Raw genomic sequence first — 23,297 nt, forward strand, 5'->3', positions numbered from 1 at the left:
CCAATTTGCGTGCTCCCGCCTTCACTATGAATCGGGATGAAAAGTTCGCAGTTGGTGTTAATGCAGCATATCGACGAACAAGGCAATTCGATCTTGATTTTCCATACTAAAGGAAGATCACTGTTCAATCTCAATGGCTTGCGCGCCGAAGGTTGGCAGTCTTTGCGCCGGACCGCTGCCGGGCTTGCTTTTACTATGCCCCAACCTGGCACCAGACAGCCTGACCGCCTAGTGCGATCGGTCGCCGCCTTTCCTTACTAACTAACGAAGAAAATGACAGCGGGGTACGTCTCGAGCTAGCATGGATTGCAAGAAACCAATCCGGCCGCCGACCTCGCATTCGCACACGAAAATCGACGGTCGGAGGCGGCCCAGCGCAGTTGGGCATTCAAATATCACATCTTCAGGGTAGGAACGCAGACTACAGTGCTGCCGCCGTCGATCGTCATCACAGAGCCTGTGATCAGTCGAGCCCCGTCCGATGACAAGAAGCAACAAAGGTTCGCAACCTCGTCCGCGTCTCCGGCTCGCCGGAGCGGCGTGTCGGACGTCACGTGCGCATACGCCCCTTCTAGGGTCACGCTCTCGCGCTCCATAATTGGAGCCATTTCTTCATCCGCCATCGGAGTGCGGATCCAGCCTGGACAAACAGCGTTGGCGCGCACGCCGCTTGGCCCGTAGTCGATCGCGATTGATCGCATTAAGCCTATCACTGCATGTTTCGCGACCACATAGCCACAAGTCATGGGCATGGCCTGCAGGCCAGCGATTGACGACATGACAATAAAAGCGCCTTTTCTTTCAATAAGAGATGGGAGGGCCGCCTTGGCCGTAAAATATGCGGTGTCGAGATTGGAATGCAACTGACGCCGCCAGCCTTCATCCGCAAGATCGAGGACCGCACCGGTCTCAACTGTTCCAGCGCACGCGACGACTGCGTCGATGCCACCAAAACGCTTCCGCGCGTCTGCGACAACTCTGCTGACATCGGTCAACGAACCAGCATCCCCGGCGCTCGCCAACACTGCATCTGGACAATTGATTGAAGATGCAATCTCCTCGATAGCGTCAGCCCTACGGCCCATCAAAATTACCTTGCCGCCTTGTTGTACCACCTGCCGACATGTGGCGGCGCCAATGCCGGTACCAGCACCCGTCACAAGAACAACTTTATTTTTCAACAACATAGCTACACCTCCCACCAGTTAGATGCACGAAAGATGATCTTGTTCTAAGGCAAACGCAATACTATTTTGTTCGAAAAGTCATAATTCGAACTCATGTTTAAAAAATCGTACTCATAGTCTAGAAATACGCACAGAAGTGTGATCTCCTGATGTCAATGCCTAAATCACAAAAGGGGAATGGCAAATGACAGATCCAGCAGCTTACACTTCAAGCCTCGATACAAGGACGCCCGAGGCACCTCAACTCAAAGGTCAAATGGGACCCATAGCACTGGCCCTCACGGTTATTGCGTTTGCGGCACCGTTAGCGAGCGTCGTGGGCGTACTTCCGCTCGTTGTTATGTTTGGCGGCGTAGGCGCACCCATCGCTTTCGCAGCAGCGATGGCAATGCTGCTCCTTTTTTCGGTCGGCTATACGGCAATGAGCCGATATTTGCCGAATCCAGGAGCGTTTTACTCCTACATCAGCGCCGGCTTGGGTCAGACATTCGGGCTCGCAGCCAGTTTCATCGCGGTGCTTGGCTATCTGATGGTCGGCTTGGGAATAGCGATATTCTTCGGTATTGTCGCTGGAGATATGGTGATCAACACGCTGCACGGGCCGTCTCTTCCATGGTGGCTGTATTCACTGGCGCTCGTTGCGGTAGTCGGTATCCTCGGATATCTGCGCATTGATTTGTCGGCTAAAGTCCTGTCGGTTGTAATGGTTCTTGAAATCGCCATCGTGCTGGTCTTCGATGTCGCAGTCGCGAGAAGCGGTGGCCCCGAAGGTTTCTCTCTCACATCGTTTCGGTGGGATGCCTTGACCAGTGGTTCGGTCGGCGTTTCAATCCTCTTTGCCGTAATCACCTTTCTCGGATTCGAAGCGACGGCTATTTTTCGGGAGGAAAGCAGAGATCCGCGAAAGACAATTCCTCGCGCCACATATCTCGGCGTCTCCTTCATCGGTGTCTTCTATGTTCTGACGACTTGGCTACTGGTTCTTGCCTACGGCCCGAGCCAAGCGCCGGCTGCCGCGACGGCGGATCCCACCGGAATGTTCACGAATGCGATGGTGAAGTATGCCGGTGTCTGGGCGGGTGACGCTATTTCTATTCTCGTGGTGACCTCAGCCTTTGCAGCAGTCCTCTCGTGCCAAAATATCATCGCCCGTTATTGCCACTCGCTTGGAATTGATGAAGCGTTACCGTCGGTCCTCGGTCGCGTCCATCCTCGCCATGGCTCACCTTACGTCGCGTCCTTGGTGCTTACAGTCACAATGGCAGCGGGAATTTTGATCTTCTCAGGCACGGATCCGAACGTAACCTATGCCTGGATGGCTGGTGCAGGTGGCTTCCCGCTTCTTTTCCTCATGTTCTTGACGAGCATCGCTGTTATTCTGTTCTTTGCCAAAAGGCGGGAACAAATCAAGGACGTCAGCCTGTGGCAAACACTTGTCGCCCCAGTGCTTGCAACGGCTGGTCTGGGCATGGCGGTGTATTTGTCAGCGACAAACTTTGTCGCCCTGACCGGCGGTAACACACTTACCGCGATCGTGTTGCAAGTTGTGATTTGGGCGTTGTTCGGCGCTGGTCTCGCACTCGCTCTCTTCTACAAAGCCATACGTCCCAATGTTTACGCGAGAATTGGGAGACAGCAGCTGAACTGATCCCGAGGCCGCCAAGACACTGGCGGCATCAAAGGACGGAAATATATTTGTAGCAATTCAGCGCAAGTCGCGTTGCAGCCTTCGCCGCCATGTTCGTACGTGGCGGCGATTGCTCGTGGATGACCTTCGCTCATTCTTCGGCTGCTGACAGCGTGAGGCCTGGCACCAAAAGACCTTGTTGCCTTGTTAAATCGGTTCATCTGTCTGGTGAGCTATCCGCATTATCTGCCGCATGCATTCCTCCTCAATCCCCTGGAGTTCAGCGTGCTTGGGTCGACCGGCTGAAATCAAAAGCATCAGTCCTTCGATTTGAACGGCGATAAGAGCGGCAATCTTTGGTACGCGTTCCGGCGACATCTCCGGGTTGATCGCTATCAGCTGTTTTTCCAGTGATCTACGGTGGTCTGTATACATTAGGTCCATCATCTCGGAAACGAAATCGCTGCGTTGCGACATCGCCCATAAGCTGAAAAACACAGCATTCGTTCTTTCGGTTTTGCAATCATCGATAAGAAAACGAATCGTTTCTTCAAACTGCTTTTCAGTGTTTCCGTTGTAGAGCTCGGCCAATCGATCGTACTCAACGAAATAGTGATAAAGAATATATCGTGTCACTGCCTGCAACAAACCTTCGTGAGTACCATAGTAGTGTTGCAGGTTGCCAATCGTGATACCAGTCTTGCGCGCGACTGAACGCAAGCTCATCCCTTCAAACCCCTCGTCGACGATGACTTCAAGAGCTGACTCCAGGATCTGTGTAACTCGCTCTCGCCCCTTCAGGGTTGTCACAGACGCGCCGAAATAAATACTCTCGTCGCCATTCAAGCCACCAGGCGCGACGATCTCCCGGATCGTTTTATTGGGGCCGTGGGAGTCTAGAGTTTTCCGTATTTCTGTGGTTCGTCCAACGTTCATGCTCATTCCTCTAGCGATCGGCAAAAATTATGTTGACAAAAAGGTCAACTGACCTAATCCTGTCTATAGGTCAGATGACCTATTCTGCTTTATATCGGCTCAGTCAGCAATGCTAAATGCGTTTGCTCTGGAGGAGCGACTGTGTCTCGGACACAGCCGGAGCCTTCGTGCGGGCAAGCCAATGGAGTGCGGACACAGATAGGTCCGAAGCGCCCATAACCAGGAGGAGGAACCCTGATGATGAAGCCCAACACCCCAACTACTCGACCCGAACCCACCAAATCAGGGGGCACTTTCGCTCCGGCAATTTCTACTCTCGCATCAACCATAGCGGCAGACGGACAGGAGAGCGATATTGATGTGATTGTTATTGGCGGCGGCTTTGCCGGATGTACCGCTGCTCGTGAACTCGGAAATGCCGGGTTGAACACAGTTATCCTGGAAGCCAGGACGATCGTGGGCGGACGCACTCACACTGGCGAGTACAATGGCCATCCCGCTGAATTCGGTGGGACTTGGGTTCACTGGTGCCAACCAAATGTTTGGGCGGAAATGAACCGATATGGACTGGGCGTGAAGGAGAGCGCTGGCGCAGTTCCTGATACGGTAGCGTGGATGGTCGATGGCAAGGTCAGAACCGAAACGTCAGACATCTATCTCGAAATATTCGTCGGAGCGATGCAGAAGTTCTGCAACGTAGATGGTATGGGCGGCGCAACAATCTTCCCGCAGGCTCACTCTCCGTTCGATACAGATACCTGGAAACAATATGACGGGATGACATGCGTCGACCGGATCGATTCGCTGGACGCTACGGCAGAAGAAAAGGCGCTTCTCAATTCGTGGGTTGCGACATGCTGCAATAATGACCCATCCTTGGCTGGTTTCGTTGACATGCTCAAGTGGTACTCGCTTGGGGATTTTAATGTCGGCCTTCTTTGGGATCGATGCGGGCACTACAAGATCCGCGAGGGAACGGCTGGCTTGATAGACCGGCTGATCGCAGATGGAAAACCCGATGTGAAGGTTTCCTCGCCCGTGAAAAAGATCATACAATCTGCCGATTGCGTCGAAGTGACTGTCGAAGGTGGGGCTACATACCGCGCTAGACGCGTGATTTGCACGGTGCCACTCAACACTCTGCATAACGTAGAGTTCCACCCACCTTTGATGTCCGCAAAGATAACAGCGTCAAAAGAAAGACACACGGGAGCTGGCCTGAAATTCTATTTCACCATCGACAAGAACGTCGGTAAGTTCCTGGCATCCGCTCCGTATCCGTTTCCGATCAGCATGTTCTGGATGGAGTACACCGAGGACGACAAGACGATCATGGTCGCCCTTGCGAGCCCTACTGAAATCGACCTGTTGGATCCAGCCGTTCTTACTCCATACATTCAGAAGTTCATTCCCGGTGCGAGCGTCATCGACGTCGACGGCTTTCAGTGGGCTGAGGATGAATACATCCAAGGGACTTGGTGCTTTTATAAAAAGGGCCAGTTTACTAACGCTCTTGCCGCACTTCAGGCGTCGGAGGGCTTTGTTCACTTTGCGAGCGCCGACAGTGCTAACGGTTGGCGAGGTTTCATAGATGGCGCCATTGAACGTGGCAATCACGTCGCACGCACGGTGATCTCCGAATTGAAGAAGGCATGAGCGGAACAGGCCATGAAGTTCGTGGCAATTCTCTCCCTCGAAGCCCTTATCGGAGCGCTCAGCTTGTGACCGGACTTTATGCTGAGGATCAGCATCGTTGGCCTCGTCGTTCAATCGACAGAACAGTAAGTAATCTAACAATCCAAAAACGGGAGATTTAATATGAGTGTTGTCGCCTATCTCAAGGACTCCAGCAACGGACAGGATTGGATACCGTTTGATCCTGTGCAAAATGGCGCGCGGGATATCAGCAATGATTTCAAGGCTCAAAGCCGCATTAACTTCACCAGCGGCAATCTTGTCGGTGGCGAATTCGTTCAGCAACCGGCGTCGGCAATAATCAAATGGTCTTTCACGGAACATGCTTTCGTTCTTGAGGGTAGCGTAACGATCACGGACATAAGCACCGGGAACAAGACCACCTTCGGCGTGGGTGACGGTTGGATCATCGAGAAGGGATCGGAAACGCATTGGGACGTCACCGAACCCTTTCGCAAAGCTTTCTTGCTTAACATGGAGTAGAGTGGTGGCCTCTTCGTGAGAGACCAAATTGTGCGAGATTGCCAACGGCAGCCCTGCGAGTGTGACAGGCACACTCGCCGCATTACGACCCTGTAGTTGCGACTGTTGCGGCTAAATCGACGCAACCTCGGTCTTGGTATTTCTTTAGAGTTGCCGCGCTTATTTGCCTTCGATGAAGCAGAGATTCAAAGATGCAGGAAATCAGACACTATTGCGCGGTAGAACCAGCTGCCTCCAACAAATTTCAAATTTTCCTTGCTTGCACCGGCGGGCCTGTTAGTACCCTCACATGTTGGCGTAAACCGGCCCTTCGCCACCCTGTGGCGGCACCCAGTTGATGTTCTGGTTCGGATCCTTGATATCGCAGGTCTTGCAGTGCACGCAGTTCTGCGCGTTGATCACGTAGACCTCCTCGCCGTCCTTCTCCACCCACTCATAAACGCCGGCAGGACAATATCGTGTCGAGGGACCGGCATAGACGTCGTGTTCGGAACGCTTCTGCAAGTCCATATCCTTCACCTGAAGATGCACCGGCTGGTCTTCCTCATGGTTGGTGGAGGACAGGAACACCGATGACAGCCGGTCGAAGGTCAAAACGCCGTCCGGTTTCGGATAGGCGATCGGCTTGTGTTTGGAGGCCGGCTCAAGGCTCTGCGCATCCGTCTTGCCGTGTTTCAGCGTGCCGAAAACGGAGAAACCGAACAGCTGGTTGGTCCACATGTCGAGACCGCCAAGGCCGACGCCAACAAGCGTGCCGAACTTCGACCACAGCGGCTTGACGTTGCGCACACGCTTCAGGTCCTTGCCGATATCGCCGTCGCGCCATTCCGCCTCGATCTCGGCCACTTCATCATGGGCGCGACCGGCGGAAATAGCCGCGGCGATCTTTTCCGCCGCCAGCATGCCCGACAACACCGCATTATGGCTGCCCTTGATGCGCGGCACATTGACGAAACCGGCAGAACAGCCGATCAGCGCGCCGCCGGGGAAAGTCAGCTTCGGCACCGACTGGTAACCGCCCTCGGTAATCGCGCGCGCGCCATAGGAAATGCGCTTGCCGCCCTCGAAAGTGTCGCGGATGGCCGGATGCGTCTTGAAGCGCTGGAATTCCTCGAAAGGATAAAGATAGGGGTTCTTGTAATTGAGATGCACCACGAAGCCGACGGCGACGAGATTGTCCTCCAGATGATAGAGGAACGAGCCGCCGCCGGTCTTGAAACCGAGCGGCCAGCCGAAGGAGTGCTGCACGAGGCCCTGTTTGTGGTGTTCCGGCTTGACCTGCCAGAGTTCCTTGATGCCGATGCCGAATTTCTGCGGTTCGCGATCTTTCGAAAGGTCAAACCTGGAAATCAGCTGCTTGGCGAGCAAACCGCGCACGCCTTCGCCGATCAGCACATATTTGCCATGCAGCTCCATGCCGCGCGTGAAGGCGGGGCCGGGTTCACCGTTCTTCTCGATGCCCATATCGCCGGTGGCGACACCGATCACTGCGCCTTCTTCATTATAAAGCACTTCGGTGGCGGCAAAGCCCGGATAGATCTCGACGCCGAGCGCTTCCGCCTTTTCCGCCAGCCAGCGACAGACCAGCCCAAGCGAGACGATGTAATTGCCGTGATTGTTCATGAGCGGCGGCATCATGAAGTTTGGCAGACGGATGGAGCCCGCAGGGCCTAAGAACATGAAATGGTCGTCCTTGACCTCGGTCTTGAAGGGATGCCCCTCTTCCTCACGCCAGCCGGGCAGAAGCCGGTCGATGCCGATGGGATCAACCACGGCACCTGAGAGAATATGCGCGCCGACTTCAGCACCCTTTTCCAGAACGACGACCGAAAGCTCCGGCTCGACCTGCTTCAGACGGATCGCGGCGGCAAGGCCCGCAGGACCCGCACCGACGATCACAACGTCGAATTCCATCGCTTCGCGTTCCGGCAGTTCCATATTTTCTCCCTTTATGTCTCGTTTACACCTGCTCCTTGGCGATGTCTTGCGCTCGCCAATACGTGGCAGCACAAGATGGCGGTGGCAGTTTTCCTATTTCAGACGAAGACGACCTGTATATCGGTATATTCGGCGAGACCTTCTTCGGAGAACTCGACACCTATGCCAGATGCCTTAACGCCGCCGAAGGGGGCGTTGGGCTGGATGGCCCCGTGCTTGTTGATCCAGACCGAGCCGCATTCAAGCCGACTTGCGACCTCGCGCGCCGTTGCCTTATCAGAAGACCAGACCGAGCCACCAAGGCCATTCGGGCTGTCATTGGCCAGCCGGATCACCTCTTCCACGTCGTGGTAGCGAATGATCGGCAGCACCGGTCCGAACTGCTCCTCATCCACAAGTGCGTCGCCATTGCTAAGTCCGGAGACGATCGTCGGCGGAAAGAACAGACCCTCGCCTGGCTCGCCTCCAAGCAGAACCTTGCCACGCCCCTTCGCATCCGTCACAAGCCTGGCGACTTTATCGAACTGCATGCGGTTCTGGATGGGACCCAACATGCTTTTCTCATCCAGACCGTCACCGACCGGAATGTTCTTAGCATAGGCCACAAGCGCGTCACACACTGCATCGTGGATGGAGTCGTGAACGTAAAGTCGCTTCATGGCGGCGCAGGTCTGGCCATTGTTGAGGAAGGCACCCCAAAACAGTCCTTCGGCGATCTTTTCTGGATCTGAATCCGCAAGCACGATGCCTGCATCATTGCCGCCAAGCTCGAGCGTTAGGCGTTTCATCGTTTCTGCTGCAGATTGCATAACCTTCTGGCCGGTCGCGCAGGATCCGGTAAAGACGATCTTGCGGATATCCGGATGCGACGACATCGCGCCTCCCAGATTGAAGCGTTGGTCGTCACCCGTCACCACATTGACCACGCCCGCCGGAAGCACCTCATTCATGATCTCAACGAGCCGCAGGGTCGAAAGCGGCGTGAAAGGTGATGGTTTGATGACGACGGTGTTGCCCGTGCGAAGGGCCGGAAGCATATGCCAGACCGCAATCATCACAGGGAAGTTCCAAGGCGTGATGGAACCAACCACACCGAGCGGCTTTCGGTGCAGTTCAACCCTGCCCTGCTCATTGTCCTGCAGTACCTTTAGCGGCAACGACAGGCCGGATGTATAACCCGCCCAGGCGACCGCTCCTCCCATTTCCCAACGCGAGCCCATACCGTTCAGCGGCTTGCCCTGCTCGAGCGTGATGAGTTCGGCAAGCTCCGCTGAATGCGCCTCGATCTTCTCCGCCACAGCCGCGCAAGCCGTCTGCAGAGCAGCGTCGCTTTGAGACGACCAAGAGATAAAGGCGGCCTTTGCAGCAGACACAGCAGCATCGAGCTCCTTCTGCCCCATGTTCGGAGCGCGACCAACCTCTTTCCCATTTGCCGGATTCAGGACCGTGAAGTCTGAATCCGCAGAAACCGACTTCCCGCCAATAGTAGCTTGATACTGCTTCATGACACTCTTCTTTCGATTGGATCTCATCTTTCACTCCCCCCGCTACTCATCGCGTGTTCGCGATGGTTCTCAGATGTGGCCTGCATACCGCACTAGAACTTCGGCGGAGTCCTGCTCTCGGCCCGATAGGCGGCGATCACAGTGTTCGCCATAAGCATTGCAATAGTCATGGGTCCGACGCCGCCGGGAACCGGCGTTATCGCTCCGGCCACTTCACCACATTCGGCGAAGGCGACATCGCCCACCAAACGAGACTTGCCTTCCGACACGAATGTACGATTAATCCCGACATCAATGATCGTCGCACCCGGCTTTACCCAATCCGCCTTTACCATCTCAGGTCTTCCCACAGCGGCGACTAGGATGTCAGCGTTACGGCAAACCGATGGCAAGTCCCTCGTGCGAGAATGAGCGGTCGTGACCGTCGCATTCGCCGCGAGGAGCAGCGCCGACATCGGCTTTCCGAAAAGGTTCGATCTTCCGATGACGACCGCGTTGAGGCCGGAAAGGTCATCGCCATGAATGCGACGAACGAATACCATCGCCCCTGCAGGCGTGCAGGATACCAGCCCCCCATCGAGATCACCTGTCGCAACTTTTCCCGCATTGACGACGTGCAAACCGTCCACGTCCTTTTGTGGACGGATCGACTGAATTATGGGCTCAGGATCAAGGTGCTTTGGCAACGGCAATTGGACGAGGATACCGTGAATGCTGATATCTTGGTTCAGCGTCTCAACGAGGCGCGAAAGCTCTTCCTGCGTGACCTTCTCCGGTAATGTATGCTGAATGGAATTGAATCCACATTCGCTCGCCATCCGGCTCTTCGAGGTGACATAGGTATGACTTGCCGGATCGTCGCCAACGATGACCACCGCAAGCCCTGGCTTAACCTTGGCATCGCTCTCCAAGCCGACAGCCGCGGATTTCACAATTGCGATAATGGACGCAGCAGTCTGTTTGCCGTCTATAACGATAGCCGTCATTCCTCAACCCATTCTTTCGGACTTGTACGAACCTGGACTGGCCGGGAACACGATGGTCTTGTTTCCATTGAGGAAGGTTCGGTGATGAATATGAGCATGAACCGCGCGCGCGAGAACTTGGCTCTCCACGTCGCGACCGATTGACACGTAATCATCCGCCGACTGGGCGTGGGTAATCCTCGCTACATCCTGTTCGATGATCGGGCCTTCATCGAGTTCGGCCGTCACGTAGTGAGCAGTCGCACCAATCAGCTTCACGCCCCGCTGATAAGCTTGCTTGTACGGATTGGCCCCCTTGAAGCTCGGCAAGAAGGAGTGATGGATGTTAATTATTTTCCCAGACATCTTCTGGCACATCTGATCCGAAAGGATCTGCATGTAGCGTGCGAGAACGATGAGTTCGGTTCCTGTCTGCTCGACCACGTCCATGATGCGGGCTTCCGCCTCAGGCTTGTTGGCCTTCGTTACGGGAATGTGGTGGAATGGAATGTCATGATTGACCACGACTTTCTGATAATCAAAGTGATTGGATACCACCCCGACGATATCGATCGGCAGGGCGCCGATCTGCCAGCGATAGAGAAGGTCGTTGAGGCAGTGTCCGAAACGCGACACCATGAGCAAAACCTTCATCCGCTCATCGCTATCATGGAATCGATAAGTCATATCGAATGGCTTCGCCACGTCGGCAAAGCCGGAGATGATGTCTTTTCCAGCCGCGCCTTCCTGCGAGAGAAAGGTTAGACGCATAAAAAAGAGACCTGTCTCCAAGTCGTCAAATTGCGACGAATCTACGATATTGCACCCGAGTTCGGCCAGATAAGTCGTTATCGCAGCTACTATACCGCGCTTTGACGTGCAAGTTATTGTTAAAACGTGGGATTTCATGATTATCTCTTACTTCAAGGTGCTACGAACGTACTGCTATGTGACCGTCACAGTGCCTTCTCGAGATCGGGTAAGGCTTCAAATAGATCTGCAACGAGGCCGTAATCGGCGACTTGGAAGATCGGCGCGTCCTCATCCTTGTTAATGGCCACGATGACTTTCGAATCTTTCATGCCTGCCAGGTGCTGAATGGCTCCGGAAATTCCGCACGCGATGTAAAGCTGCGGCGCGACCACCTTGCCAGTCTGACCAACCTGCCAATCGTTCGGCGCATAGCCGGCATCAACGGCCGCGCGTGATGCGCCGACCGCTGCACCAAGCTTGTCAGCGACAGGAAGAATCACCTCTTGGAATTTCTCCGACGAACCAAGCGCTCGACCGCCCGATATGACAATCTTGGCTGACGTGAGATCCGGCCGCTCCGAAGACGAAAGAGCATCGCTAACGAAGGTGGATATGGAGGAGGAAAAAGCTGCCGCCGAGACGAGCTCGACGGCAGCAGCTGGGCCTTGGGAGGCAGGGAGAAATGCTGCGCTTCGGACTGTGAGGACCTTTATCGCATCGGTGGATTGAACTGTCTGGATGGCGTTGCCAGCGTAGATGGGACGCTTGAACGTGTCGGGGGCAACCACCTCAATGACTTCAGAGATCTGTGCAACGTCTAGCAATGCAGCGACACGCGGTAGCACGTTTTTGCCGACTGAGGTCGCGGCCGAAACGATCGCATCATACGATGAGGCAAGCGAGACAATGACATCTGCAATTGGCTCTGCCAAATTCCCGGCAAAACATGCGTCGTCGGCTAGCAAAACCTTCGAAACCCCTGAAAGCTGCGCGGCCTGATCAGCGGCTGCCCGTGCGCCCGTGCCTGCAACTAGCACATGCACATCAGGAGCGATCGCCAGGGCTGCAGTCAGCGCCTTGGCTGTCTGGTCGGAAACAGTTGCGTTATCGTGATCTGCCAAAAGAAGAATGGCCATGTTGTAATCTCCTTACAGAACGCCGGCTTCGGTTTTGAGCTTTTCCACAAGCTCGGCAACGCTTTTGACCTTGATGCCGGACTTGCGGCCGCTCGGCTCTTCCGTCTTCAAGACTTTAATGCGTGGGACGAGATCAACTCCGAAGTCCGCCGGGGATTTCTTCTCGAGCGGCTTCTTCTTGGCCTTCATGATATTGGGCAGCGGTGCGTATCGCGGCTCATTGAGGCGAAGATCCGTCGTGACTACGGCAGGGAGCTTGACCTCGATCGTTTGCAGGCCCCCGTCCACTTCCCGAGTGACCTTGGCAGCGGCGCCTTCCACTTCGATCTTCGAAGCGAAGGTAGCTTGTGCGGCTCCCAACAAGGCAGCCAGCATCTGACCTGTCTGGTTAGAGTCATCGTCGATAGCCTGCTTCCCGACAATGATCAGACCAGGTTTCTCTGCGTCGGCAATCGCTTTCAGCAGCTTTGCGACGGCGAGCGGCTCGACAACTTCGTCAGTCTCGATGAGAACCGCGCGGTCTGCGCCCATCGCCAAAGCCGTACGAAGCGTTTCCTCAGATTTTGCGGGGCCGATCGAAACGACGACTATCTCTTCGGCCTTTCCCTCTTCTTTAAGGCGAACCGCAGCTTCGACGGAGATTTCGTCAAACGGGTTCATCGACATCTTCACGTTTGCAAGATCAACACCGGAACCATCAGCATGGACGCGGATTTTCACGTTGTAATCAACGACGCGCTTTACAGGCACAAGAACTTTCAATGGAGGATCCTTCCAAAATAGCGGATCGCGGCGGCATGGAACTGATCATCGAGCGCCATGCCGCGCTGAATTTTACGACATGACTTTCTTGTTCTCGGGATCGTAGAAGGCGCGCTTGCTCACAGTGGCGCTGACCGCACTGCCTTCGACAAGTACCTGGAACTCGGTCGCATTGACATAGGAGCTATCAACCGGGCCGTTCTGGAAATCGAGCAACCCAAGCGCCGTTGCCTTGCCGAATATATAGCTATAGGCCGCACTGGTGATCGAACCCACGACCTCGCCGTTGCGCAGCACAGGCTCGCGTCCGAACAACATTGGTTCCGGATCGTTGAGCATGATCGAATAAAGATACGGACCCTTGGCTTCGCTCTTGCGCGCAACGTATGCATCGCGTCCGATGAAGGGGATCTCCTTCTTCGTCTTGCAGAGGAAATCGACACCAAGCTGATGTGGCGATTCCATGTAAGCCATATCAGTACCCCAGTGGAGATAACCTTTGTCGATACGCAGAGCGTTCAGAGCTTCGGTTCCAAGCAGCTTGATGCCGTACTTGCCCTGAAGCGCAATGATCGTCTCGAACACATGCTCGGCAACATCCGGCGACATGTAGATTTCGTAGCCTAGTTCGCCGCTATACGAGAGACGCTGAATCCAGACCTCTGCATAGCCGATGCGGATTGTCTTGGCCGAGTTGAACGGAAACGCCTCATTTGACAGATCCGCGCCAGACAGTTCGGAGAGCAGCGCGCGGGAGTTCGGCCCCATGATGGAAAGTGCTGCAGAGGCGGTCGTCACGTCGCGAACCCGCACATCCTCGCCCGGACGGATGTGGGCCAGAAGACGATTAAGGTCCCGCCGCCGACGGCCGGTCGCGCTGGTCACAATGAAGCGTTCAGCCGACATTCGCCCCACGGTCATATCGCTTTCCACACCGCCTGCTTCGTTCAGCATGAGGGTATAGGCGAGTCTCCCGGGTGCGACGGCCATGTTGTTTGTGCACAGACGCTGGAGGAATGCCTCGGCGTCCTTGCCCTCGACCTCGGTCTTGCCCATCGGCGAGTAGTCGATAATAGCGACGGCTTCACGTGCTGCCTTCTGCTCGGCCAAGGAATACTCGAAAGATTTTGTCCTTCCAAAGGAGTGTTCCGGCTTCGGATCGGATCCCGCAGGACCGTACCAAGCTGGGCGCTCCCACCCCAGCGATTCACCGAAGTAGGCACCCTGAGCCTTGAGCGCGTGATGTAGAGGCGTTCTGCGGATGTTTCTGGCAGTTTCGCGCTGCTGATGCGGATAATGCAATGCGTAGGAAAGCGCCAAAGTCTCCGGCGCTCTCTGCTGTAGGTAAAGATCGCCGGACTGGAATGCTTCCATTCGGGCAGGATCGACTGCGCTAAGATCACGCATTGGACGGCCGTTTATAATCCATTCGGCAAGGGCCCGACCTGCACCGGCCCCGCACTGTATCCCTGTGGAGTTCACACCGGCCAGGATGAAATAGCCTTTAACGTTCGGCGCCTCGCCGATCGTTGCGCGGCCATCGTGCGTGAAGCTTTCGGGACCATTGAAGAAGGTGCGGATACCAACAGACTGCAAGACCGGAACGCGCTCAAGAGCCTCTTCCATGACGTCCATGACGTGCTCTTCAACGAAGGGGAGCGAATCAAAGCTGAAGTCTTCCGGAATGCCAGTTTCCCCGTAAGGCACAACGATCCTGTGACCAAAGCCAACCAGAAGCTTTCCTGCGTCTTCCTTGAAGTATGTCGCATCGTCATACGAGCGCAACACCGGAAGGTTCTTCGGAAGATCGGGAATGGCTTCCGTGACGAGGTAATAATGAGCGCAGGCGTGTAGAGGGATCTCGACGTTATTGCGTCGACCCAGTTCACGTGCCCACATTCCCGATGTATTGACGACCGCTTCGCACCGAATCTCGCCCTTGTCGGTGCGAACCCCGGTGACACGACCACCTTCGACGACGATCTCTTCGACTTTAGTGTTTTCGAATATCTTTACGCCGCGACCACGAGCGCCCTTTGCCAGCGCATTGGTTAGGTCCACAGGGTTGATGGAGCCGTTGCTCGGGATCCAGGTGCCGCCCACGATGCCGTCGAGGCTTACGAGAGGGTACCGCTCCTGAATCTCGTCCAAGCCTATTTCGTAGGCCTCAATATTGAAAATGCGCGCATAATCAACTTGCCTGCGGAGCTGGCGCATACGGTCGGGATGCCGTGCGACAGTGACCGAGCCGGTCTGGCGAAAGCCAGTGGTCTGGCCGGTTTCTCGCTCCAACTCTTCGATGATTTCGGTGCCATAGGACGCAAACTCGGTTGAAAGAGCATCGCCGCGCAGACGACCGACGAGGCCGGCTGCATGCCATGTCGTACCACTGGTCAATTGCTTACGCTCAAGCAGGACCACATCGGTCCAACCTTGTTTGGCAAGGTGATACGCAACAGAGCAGCCATGCACCCCGCCGCCGATAATTACCACTTGCGCATCTTTAGGAATTTCGGTCGCCATTGTTTTCCCTTTTCACAGCAGGGACGCAGAGCATCGGCTTGGCCCTTGGGCGGCCAATTTTAAGTGCCGATGACTTCCCCTCATTTCGACAGTGGAGCTCTTTTTCTGAACTCATAGTTCGTTTATTGACTATGAATTCAGTTTATGACATGAATTTTAAACCGTGTAAACGCCTATCGATTAACTTCGAGAAATGAGAGACTGGCGGTGCGCGATAGACTGGGGAGCGACAGGACAGGAGACTTGATCGAATAGCTGTCGTCTCGAAAACACGCAGAAAAAAAACAATGGGAACTAGAACAATGTCTACAGACAACAATGTTCAAGAAATTTCAGCTTTCGCCGAGCGCGTCGCAAGCGCGCTTTCGAAGGTACCTGGCTGGGACGACGGCAAGGCAACCTGGAGCTGGATTTCAGGTGGCGGCGCGCACAAAAACTTCATTATTACCAATGGCAACAACAATCAGGCAGTTCTGAAACTTTGGAACTGTGATTGGGAAGGGCTGGGCGTCATCCCACCGAGCGCAGTGCCTTTACTTAACACTGTCGAGGCAGGGAAATTTGGCATCGGGGCACCCGTCATTGCGATCGTTGACGATCCTCTTGGCATTCTTCTGGAATTTCTTCCAGGAACACCGGTGGATGTGAAAGATCCTGACATGCTTCATCTTGTAGCGAAACGCGCACGGAGCCTGCACGACAGCGGCATGTGTTTTAAGCGGGATTTCAACCCCTTCGCCGAGGCACGCGTGATCTTGGCGTCTGCTGAGCGAAAGGGAGTGGCATTGCCCGATGATTACAAAGAAATTCGTAAAACGATCAACCGCATCGAAAAAGCTCTAGATCTTCGACCACGCGACTTCGTTCCGAGCCACAATGACCTCTACAGTGCCAACATCCTACGCCAGGCCGACGGTACAATCCGGTTTATCGACTATGATCTCTCAGGCAATAGCGACCGCTGCTATGATCTTGGGCTGATTGCCACATTTGAAGGGTTTAACCCGAAGCAGGTCGACAAGTTGATCGAGTCCTATTTCGGTCAGTTTGATCCAAAGCTGAGAGCCAGAACGGAACTGCTGTCTGTCGCAGCTGATCACCACCAGTTTTCGCTTTTCGCAGTAGCGTTAGCTGCCGCGGACATGAACGACGATTACGATTACACCGGGTTCATGAGAGATATCTGGGGTCGCATAGTTGGCCGTATTGGCAGCAACGCTTTCGGCGGCTTCCTGTCGCAAGTCGAAAGATAGTCTGGGTTCGCACCCCGCAAGGCAACGCAGTTCGATATTTGCATTTGCAGGGCGGATTTTTGTATGAACGTACGATTAGTGAACTATCTGTACGATTCAATTCGAATTCGAAAAGGGTGCATCCATGGCAAAAAGTTCAGAACGGCTGTCGCTGCGGGAGAGAAACAAGCTTCGAACGAGGCAGGAAATCCTAGACGCAACGTTGGAAGTCTTCAACGATGATGGTTTCGCGGGAACTTCGATCGACAAGATCGCGGAGCTCGGCGGCATCTCGAAAGGTACTGTCTATGTCTATTTTCCCGACGGACTCAATGACATCTATCGCGAGATATACGCCGACATTACCGGACGGCTGTTGAAGACAACCAAAGAGGTCCGGGCAAAAAGCTCTGATCCGGGTAAGCGGATCGTGGCGATGGCGGAAGCGTTGCTGAAGCTTTCTGAAGTTCCGACTTACGGTCGGTTCTACAGCGTTCTCAGCCCCGAGTTGCGGCCTGTTCTCACGCCTGTGGTGGGTCTCGCTTCAAAGCAATTCATCATCTTCGTTGCGTCGGATCTCAAGGAAACACTTGGGGATTCCGCCAGCGAGGAACAATGCACCGCTTTGGCTGAATTGATTGTGGGTTCTATGCGAGAGGCGGCCAGGATCGTCAGCGAAGAACCGGGGAAAAAAGAGTCTCTCATTGCCGCGTTGCGAAGAATTGTTTCTTCGATCGCGGCTGAGAAAATTTTGGAAACGCAATAGCCGGTCGTGCCGCCTCGACGTGCGTTTGCATCGGTTGTATTGAAGGACAATCACATTGAAGACCTATGCTTTGATAATTGCCGGTAAGACCGTGCCGACGTATACGCATATGGAAGTCAGGAATCCTGCATCTGCCGGCGTTGTCGGGATGGCCCCGAAAGCGACCGTCGAACATCTGGATCTCGCTGTAAAAGCCGCTGAAGACGCTTTTGAAACGTGGAGCAAGTTGACTTCCGAACAGCGAGCTAATGCGTGTCGAGCAGTCGCGCAGAAAATCGAGGACAACGCTGAAGAACTTGCACAACTCATTACCCGTGAACAAGGTAAGCCACTTAGTGGGAATGGTTCCCGTTGGGAGGTCGGTGGCGCCGTAGTGTGGGCCCGTCACACGGCAACACTAGACACCCCGATCGAAGTCCTGCAAGACAACAGCGACGGTAAAATTGAGCTTTTGCGCAAGCCGCTTGGCGTTGTGGGATCCATTACCCCTTGGAATTATCCCGTTCTCACTGCTATCTGGCATATTCTGCCAGCGATACGAACGGGTAACACAGTTGTCATCAAACCGTCGCCTTTCACGCCCCTCTCAACGCTGAGACTAGTTGAGCTTATCAACGAGGTACTTCCCCCCGGTGTGGTCAACTGCATTGCGGGCGAGGATCATCTCGGGGCGGCAATCTCCTCCCATAAGTCAATTCGGAAAATTGTTTTCACGGGATCCTGTGCCACAGGCCAGAAGATCATGAAGACCGCCGCTGCCACCATGAAGCGCCTGACGCTGGAGATGGGTGGCAACGACGCAGGAATCGTTTTGCCAGACGTCATTCCGGAGCAGATTGTCGAGAACCTGTTTTGGGGTGCGTTTCTCAACGGCGGTCAGACTTGCGCGGCTCTGAAGCGGCTTTATGTCCACGAATCCGTTTACGATGACGTCTGCACTAAGCTAGCTGATCTCGCCAAGCGGGTTCCGGTTGGCGATGGGCTCCTGGAAGAAAACCTGCTTGGACCTGTGCAGAACAAGCGACAACTCGACAAGATCGTTGAACTTGTCGAGCAGGCAAAGCTCGACGGTGGCAGGATCCTGGTTGGCGGCGAAAACAACCGCAAGGGCCCCGGATATTTCTATCCGATCACGCTGGTCGCAGACCTTGAGAACGGCACGCGTCTGGTCGACGAGGAGCAGTTCGGTCCGGTACTGCCGATCATCAAGTATCGCGATGTCGATGAAGCGATAGCGATGGCGAACGACAACCCTAACGGTCTGGGCGGTTCTGTCTGGTCGCGTGACCTTCAAAAGGCCGCTGAAGTCGCGTCCCGGCTAGAGTGCGGGTCCGTTTGGATCAACAAGCATGGCGCGATTCAACCAAATGTGCCCTTCGGCGGCACGAAAACTTCCGGCTACGGTGTTGAATTTTCAACCGAAGGGTTGAACGAGTTTACCGACATTCAAGTCATCTTTTCATAACTGCCTGTCCCTGTTGAGGTCAAAAATGAATGCTTTCCAGAACATGACATCGTCGAGGACACAGTTGATGATGGCGAGAAGAGAACGTCTGCTCGGACCGAATAATCCTACATTCTACGAGGAACCGGTCCATTTCGTTCGCGGCGAAGGGGTGTGGCTCTACGACGCGAACGGCCGGAGATATCTTGATGCCTACAATAATGTACCGCACGTCGGACATTGCCACCCGCACGTTGTTGATGCCATCACTCGGCAAGCATCTACGCTCAATACGCACACCCGCTATCTGCATGATACCATTCTGGACTACGCTGAGCGCCTGACTGCAACATATCACCGTTCGCTTTCTACCATTCTCTTCACGTGCACAGGAAGTGAAGCGAACGACGTCGCACTCAGAATGGCGCGTACCGCCACGGGCAATCACGGCATTATCGTTACTGACTTTACCTACCACGGAAATACGACCGCCGTAATGGAACTAGCCACCCTTCTACCGCGCGAAGATGGCTTCAGCACCTTTCTTAGAACAATCCCCGCCCCAGATAGCTACCATCTACAGCCAGGGGAAGTCAGCAAAGAAGACATGGCAACCCGCGTGCTTCAGCATCTCGATGCCGCAATTGCTTCTCTGCAGGATGCTGGCCACGGTGTAGCAGCTATCTTGCTCTGCCCGATCTTCGCCAATGAAGGCTTTCCGGATCTACCTGCGGGCTTCCTGGAAAGCATCGCGACAAAGGTTAGAGCCGCCGGAGGCGTCGTCATTGCGGACGAAGTGCAAGCAGGCTTCGGTCGCACCGGCGCCGGAATGTGGGGCCACCAATATTCGGGCTTCGTGCCGGACATTGCAACGATGGGCAAGCCTATGGGCAACGGCCATCCCATCGGAGGTGTCGTCACGACTTCCGAGATCATGCACGCCTTCAGAACCAAAAACCTCTATTTCAACACCTTTGGAGGAAATCCCGTTTCATGTGCGGCGGGGCTGGCAGTTCTTGACGTGATTGAACGTGAGAGGCTGATCGAGAACGCACGGTCGGTTGGCGTCTATTCAAAAAACAAAATGCGCGCGCTTGCCAGGAAATTTGGCTTCCTTGGAGACATTCGTGGTGCTGGGCTTTTCTTTGGAGCCGAATTCATCCGCCCCGGTGAGCGCCTGGAGGCCGATCCGAAGCTCGCAAAGCGAGCCACTAATCTGATGCGGGAAAATGGCGTCATAATGGGTTTGATTGGAAGGAAGGAAAACCTTTTTAAAATCCGACCTCCGATGCCGTTTTCTCAGTCAAACGCGGACTATCTTTTCGAGGTTATGGACCATGTTCTGGGCCGCCTCTGAAATTGTGGGCAGAGCGCTCGTAGCGCAAGAATTCTTCTGTTTGCATGTGACAGTTCGTTGTATGCCCGACTGACTTGAGGCATCCGTTCGATAGACGCCGCACACCGTCGGCATTGGCAAGGGTGGTTGAGCATGAAAGAGCCGGCTATCTATCTAGGTTCGCGCCTGCGACACCTGCGACGTGAGCGCGGTCTCACCCAGGTGCAAATGGCGCGCGATCTTGAGATCTCGCCATCCTACATTGCATTAATGGAGCGGAACCAACGTCCCGTAACCGCAGATATCCTCCTGAGGTTGGCCCGCGTTTACAAGATCGATTTTTCTAGCTTCTCCAGTAGCATTGGCGACGAAGTTTTCGACCAGTTACGTTATGTATTTCAAGATCCAATTCTCAACGATCTAAACGTCGACAATCTGGAAGTTGTCGACGTGACCCGAAATTTCCCCAATCTCGCGGAGGCGCTCGTTCGTCTCCACAACGCTTATAGGGACAAAATATATCCCTCGGCCGATGGATTGCACAATTGCTCATCAGAGCAGTTTTATAATGTTGCTGATCCCGTCTTGGCTGTTCAGGACTTTATTTCCGCAAAACGAAACTACTTTCCTCGACTGGACGAGGCGGCAGAACGTTTGTCGGCAACCATAAGGCAAGCAGGGGGGCTTCAGCAGTACATTAAGTCGCGCCACGGTCTCGAGATAAGACGGACCTGTTCGACCAATCTAGCCGGGTCCAACCACCACCTTGATGTGGGACAAAAGGAGATAATGCTCAGCGATACTCTTGACGTTGCGGGCCGAAACTTCGAACTCGCGTGTCAATTGGCCACTTTGGAAGTGGAGCACCTTATCCACGAAGCGCTCGCAGAGGCGAGTTTTGATAGCCAGACAACAATTCGCCGGGGAATAAAGGCGTTAACTGCTTACTTCGCAACCGCGCTTTTGATGCCTTACGCGGAGTTCGCCGTAGCAACAGACGAGAGGCGTTATGATGTGGAGGCGCTTTCGGTGCAGTTCGGCACAAATTTTGAACAAACTGCGCACAGGCTCACAACGCTCCAGAGACCCGGCAAGGAACGTGTTCCGTTTTTTTTCATGCGGGTGGATAAAGCAGGCACCGTTTCGAAGTGCATTAATACAGACATATTTCCAGTTTCCCGCCATGGCGGCACTTGTCCGCTTTGGAACATTCACGACGCATTTTCCTTCCCGGACAGTGTTGTCACTCAATGGCTGGAGATTGATGAGGAGAGGCGCTTCTTTTCCATCGCACGTACAGTCACCCGCGGTGGAGGCGCCTACAATAGGCCGCGTACTCGCCACGCTGTAGCTCTCGTTTGTGAAGCAAGGTACGCCAAGCAATCCGTTTATTTTTCTGACCGATCTGTACCGACCGCCGCTACGCCGATAGGGGTCTGCTGTCGGCTCTGTCAAAGGAAAGAGTGCGCTGCGAGGTCTGAGCCCCCAATTGGACATCAGCTTTTGCCAGCCTCAGCGAATCAGACGATGCCATCATCCTTCTACCCAACAAACTGACAAAGTTGAGAGTTAGCTACCTCGTCAAGCTCCGTCATCGATCGCCAGCCCTAGCCAATATCGCAACTCGTTACTTTGTCCTGAGTATGAATATCATCTCATTCAAAGCGAATTTTGCTATAAAAATACCATGGTTTGTAAATATTTACATAATTACAGAAATTGTTTTGTAATTTAATTACTTAGTCACATTTTATAGATTTCGAATGATGCATATTTCATTGACACAACATGGTTCAGGAGAAAATGTACTTTGAGCGCAGGAGAATATTATTCACCGACGCCAATCAATCATAAGATGAGGGGCTCAAATTGTACGATACAGCAGCAATTAATCGTTCGCACACCGACGTAAGTTTGGGGAAAGGCGCAGCCTGGCGAAAGCCGTTCTCGGCCTCCAAACTTTGCCGGATGTCTGTCGGCGCGTGTCTGGTTTCCGCGCTTTACATTTCTGTTCCCGAACAAAGTCTTGCAGCGGACGTTGCCAATGCGAATGCAGAGAACAAGGTACCTGAGACTCCCTCCCCTTTCAGCGTAGGATACGGGGTCAAATTTACGACAGACTACATGTTCCGTGGGCAAACTCAAAGCGACGGGAAGCCAGCGGTCCAAGGTTATGTAGAGGGCCGAGCCTTCGATTGGTTCTACGGGGGGTTTTTTCTTTCGAGTGTAAGCTTTCCATCATCCCCTTGGGGTTTGTCCGACCCCGCAGCGGAACTTGATTATTTCGCAGGTGTCCGCCACACGTGGGACGGCCTGACCATGGATGTCGGAGCAACATATTATACGTATCCCGGACAAATCGGCGTCGGGGCGCTCGGCGGCGGACTACCAGCGACAGATATGGATATGTGGGAGTTTGCAGCGAAACCAACCTTCGCAATAAACGAGGCACTTTCCATTGGCGGTACGCTTGCTTACTCCCCTGACTACGTGGGAACTGGCGCTTCGGAGACCTACATTTCCGCAAACGCCAAACTGATTCTGCCCCCACTTCTACAACTCGAAGATACGTCCTGGTTCGCTTCTGGAGAAATCGGACGACAGAAGCTCGGCACAACCGATCTTAAAAGTGCTTCCATACCGGATATTGATTTACCCGATTTCACAGTCTGGAACATCGGACTGGGTATTACTTATAAAAGCGCTACCCTTGACTTCCGTTATTGGGGCAGCACATTGGATAATGGTTCGACCGGCAAATGCTTTACTGTGACGTCGATGACGAACGCCTGCGGTGACCGATTTGCACTCACCCTTTCTTTCGATATGTAAGATCAGGCAGTAATTCCAGGCGTACCGCTTGAACGTGTTGAATAGTCCAAAGGCAGAGCAGAAAATTGTGGGGCTACCTAATAGTAGATCTCCGATTTATCTGCCCTGCCTTAGGCCTACGCAGATGTAGTAGAAGTATAATATCTCGGCGCGAAAAACTTATTGAAGTTTTTCGCG

At 54.2% G+C, this 23,297-nt stretch carries 18 protein-coding genes; 9 read left to right on the forward strand and 9 right to left on the reverse strand.

The window, feature by feature from the left end; genetic code table 11:
- Nucleotides 1-395 precede the first annotated feature (395 nt).
- On the reverse strand, nucleotides 396-1,187 hold the full coding sequence (locus FB593_RS25275) for an SDR family NAD(P)-dependent oxidoreductase (RefSeq protein ID WP_145167260.1): 792 nt from the start codon (nucleotides 1,185-1,187) through the stop codon (nucleotides 396-398).
- A 184-nt stretch (nucleotides 1,188-1,371) separates the two neighbouring features.
- Here FB593_RS25275 and FB593_RS25280 point away from each other — a divergent pair, with 184 nt between their 5' ends.
- On the forward strand, nucleotides 1,372-2,835 hold the full coding sequence (locus tag FB593_RS25280) for an APC family permease (RefSeq protein WP_145167261.1): 1,464 nt from the start codon (nucleotides 1,372-1,374) through the stop codon (nucleotides 2,833-2,835).
- A gap of 186 nt (nucleotides 2,836-3,021) precedes the next feature.
- Here the strand turns inward: FB593_RS25280 and FB593_RS25285 are convergent, their stop codons facing one another.
- Complete coding sequence (locus FB593_RS25285) at nucleotides 3,022-3,750, reverse strand: TetR/AcrR family transcriptional regulator (protein WP_186447975.1); 729 nt, start codon at nucleotides 3,748-3,750, stop codon at nucleotides 3,022-3,024.
- Nucleotides 3,751-3,987: 237 nt separating this feature from the next.
- On the opposite strand from FB593_RS25285, the gene FB593_RS25290 reads away from it, so the two are divergent.
- Together FB593_RS25290 and FB593_RS25295 are read left to right on the forward strand one after the other, a co-directional pair.
- Entirely contained in the window at nucleotides 3,988-5,406 is a 1,419-nt protein-coding gene (locus tag FB593_RS25290; RefSeq protein WP_145167263.1) for a flavin monoamine oxidase family protein, read from the forward strand.
- Nucleotides 5,407-5,568: 162 nt separating this feature from the next.
- Nucleotides 5,569-5,928: a cupin domain-containing protein gene (locus tag FB593_RS25295; protein WP_145167264.1), complete on the forward strand. Its 360-nt coding sequence runs from the start codon at nucleotides 5,569-5,571 to the stop codon at nucleotides 5,926-5,928.
- 285 nt (nucleotides 5,929-6,213) lie between these two features.
- On the opposite strand, the gene FB593_RS25300 is transcribed toward FB593_RS25295, so the two are convergent.
- The 7 genes from FB593_RS25300 to FB593_RS25330 all read right to left on the reverse strand — a co-directional run bounded on the left by FB593_RS25300 (nucleotide 6,214) and on the right by FB593_RS25330 (nucleotide 15,510).
- Entirely contained in the window at nucleotides 6,214-7,866 is a 1,653-nt protein-coding gene (locus tag FB593_RS25300; RefSeq protein WP_145167265.1) for an electron transfer flavoprotein-ubiquinone oxidoreductase, read from the reverse strand.
- A 98-nt stretch (nucleotides 7,867-7,964) separates the two neighbouring features.
- Nucleotides 7,965-9,371, reverse strand: coding sequence for an aldehyde dehydrogenase family protein (locus FB593_RS25305; RefSeq protein WP_145167266.1), 1,407 nt, complete (start codon nucleotides 9,369-9,371; stop codon nucleotides 7,965-7,967).
- Nucleotides 9,372-9,463: 92 nt separating this feature from the next.
- Complete coding sequence (gene folD / locus FB593_RS25310) at nucleotides 9,464-10,357, reverse strand: bifunctional methylenetetrahydrofolate dehydrogenase/methenyltetrahydrofolate cyclohydrolase FolD (RefSeq protein WP_145167267.1); 894 nt, start codon at nucleotides 10,355-10,357, stop codon at nucleotides 9,464-9,466.
- A gap of 3 nt (nucleotides 10,358-10,360) precedes the next feature.
- A complete protein-coding gene (gene purU / locus FB593_RS25315) occupies nucleotides 10,361-11,245 on the reverse strand; it encodes a formyltetrahydrofolate deformylase (protein ID WP_145167268.1) in 885 nt (294 codons plus the stop codon).
- A gap of 47 nt (nucleotides 11,246-11,292) precedes the next feature.
- Nucleotides 11,293-12,225: an electron transfer flavoprotein subunit alpha/FixB family protein gene (locus FB593_RS25320; RefSeq protein WP_145167269.1), complete on the reverse strand. Its 933-nt coding sequence runs from the start codon at nucleotides 12,223-12,225 to the stop codon at nucleotides 11,293-11,295.
- Nucleotides 12,226-12,237: 12 nt separating this feature from the next.
- Nucleotides 12,238-12,987, reverse strand: coding sequence for an electron transfer flavoprotein subunit beta/FixA family protein (locus FB593_RS25325; RefSeq protein WP_145167270.1), 750 nt, complete (start codon nucleotides 12,985-12,987; stop codon nucleotides 12,238-12,240).
- 72 nt (nucleotides 12,988-13,059) lie between these two features.
- Complete coding sequence (locus tag FB593_RS25330) at nucleotides 13,060-15,510, reverse strand: GcvT family protein (protein ID WP_145167271.1); 2,451 nt, start codon at nucleotides 15,508-15,510, stop codon at nucleotides 13,060-13,062.
- Nucleotides 15,511-15,812: 302 nt separating this feature from the next.
- On the opposite strand from FB593_RS25330, the gene FB593_RS25335 reads away from it, so the two are divergent.
- The 6 genes from FB593_RS25335 to FB593_RS25360 all read left to right on the forward strand — a co-directional run bounded on the left by FB593_RS25335 (nucleotide 15,813) and on the right by FB593_RS25360 (nucleotide 23,120).
- Complete coding sequence (locus FB593_RS25335) at nucleotides 15,813-16,763, forward strand: phosphotransferase (RefSeq protein ID WP_186447976.1); 951 nt, start codon at nucleotides 15,813-15,815, stop codon at nucleotides 16,761-16,763.
- Between the two features lie 124 nt (nucleotides 16,764-16,887).
- Nucleotides 16,888-17,508, forward strand: a complete 621-nt coding sequence (locus tag FB593_RS25340; RefSeq protein ID WP_145167273.1) for a TetR/AcrR family transcriptional regulator — start codon at nucleotides 16,888-16,890, stop codon at nucleotides 17,506-17,508.
- Between the two features lie 55 nt (nucleotides 17,509-17,563).
- Nucleotides 17,564-18,973 carry an aldehyde dehydrogenase family protein gene (locus tag FB593_RS25345; RefSeq protein WP_186447977.1) on the forward strand — a complete coding sequence of 470 codons (1,410 nt, stop codon included), beginning with the start codon at nucleotides 17,564-17,566 and terminating at the stop codon, nucleotides 18,971-18,973.
- A gap of 25 nt (nucleotides 18,974-18,998) precedes the next feature.
- Nucleotides 18,999-20,309 carry an aspartate aminotransferase family protein gene (locus FB593_RS25350; protein WP_321186327.1) on the forward strand — a complete coding sequence of 437 codons (1,311 nt, stop codon included), beginning with the start codon at nucleotides 18,999-19,001 and terminating at the stop codon, nucleotides 20,307-20,309.
- Nucleotides 20,310-20,441: 132 nt separating this feature from the next.
- Nucleotides 20,442-21,845, forward strand: a complete 1,404-nt coding sequence (locus FB593_RS25355; protein WP_145167274.1) for a helix-turn-helix domain-containing protein — start codon at nucleotides 20,442-20,444, stop codon at nucleotides 21,843-21,845.
- Nucleotides 21,846-22,157: 312 nt separating this feature from the next.
- Nucleotides 22,158-23,120 carry a TorF family putative porin gene (locus tag FB593_RS25360; RefSeq protein WP_145167275.1) on the forward strand — a complete coding sequence of 321 codons (963 nt, stop codon included), beginning with the start codon at nucleotides 22,158-22,160 and terminating at the stop codon, nucleotides 23,118-23,120.
- Nucleotides 23,121-23,297 lie beyond the last annotated feature (177 nt).

This window comes from Rhizobium sp. SJZ105 (assembly GCF_007828365.1).
GTDB lineage: Bacteria > Pseudomonadota > Alphaproteobacteria > Rhizobiales > Rhizobiaceae > Agrobacterium > Agrobacterium tumefaciens.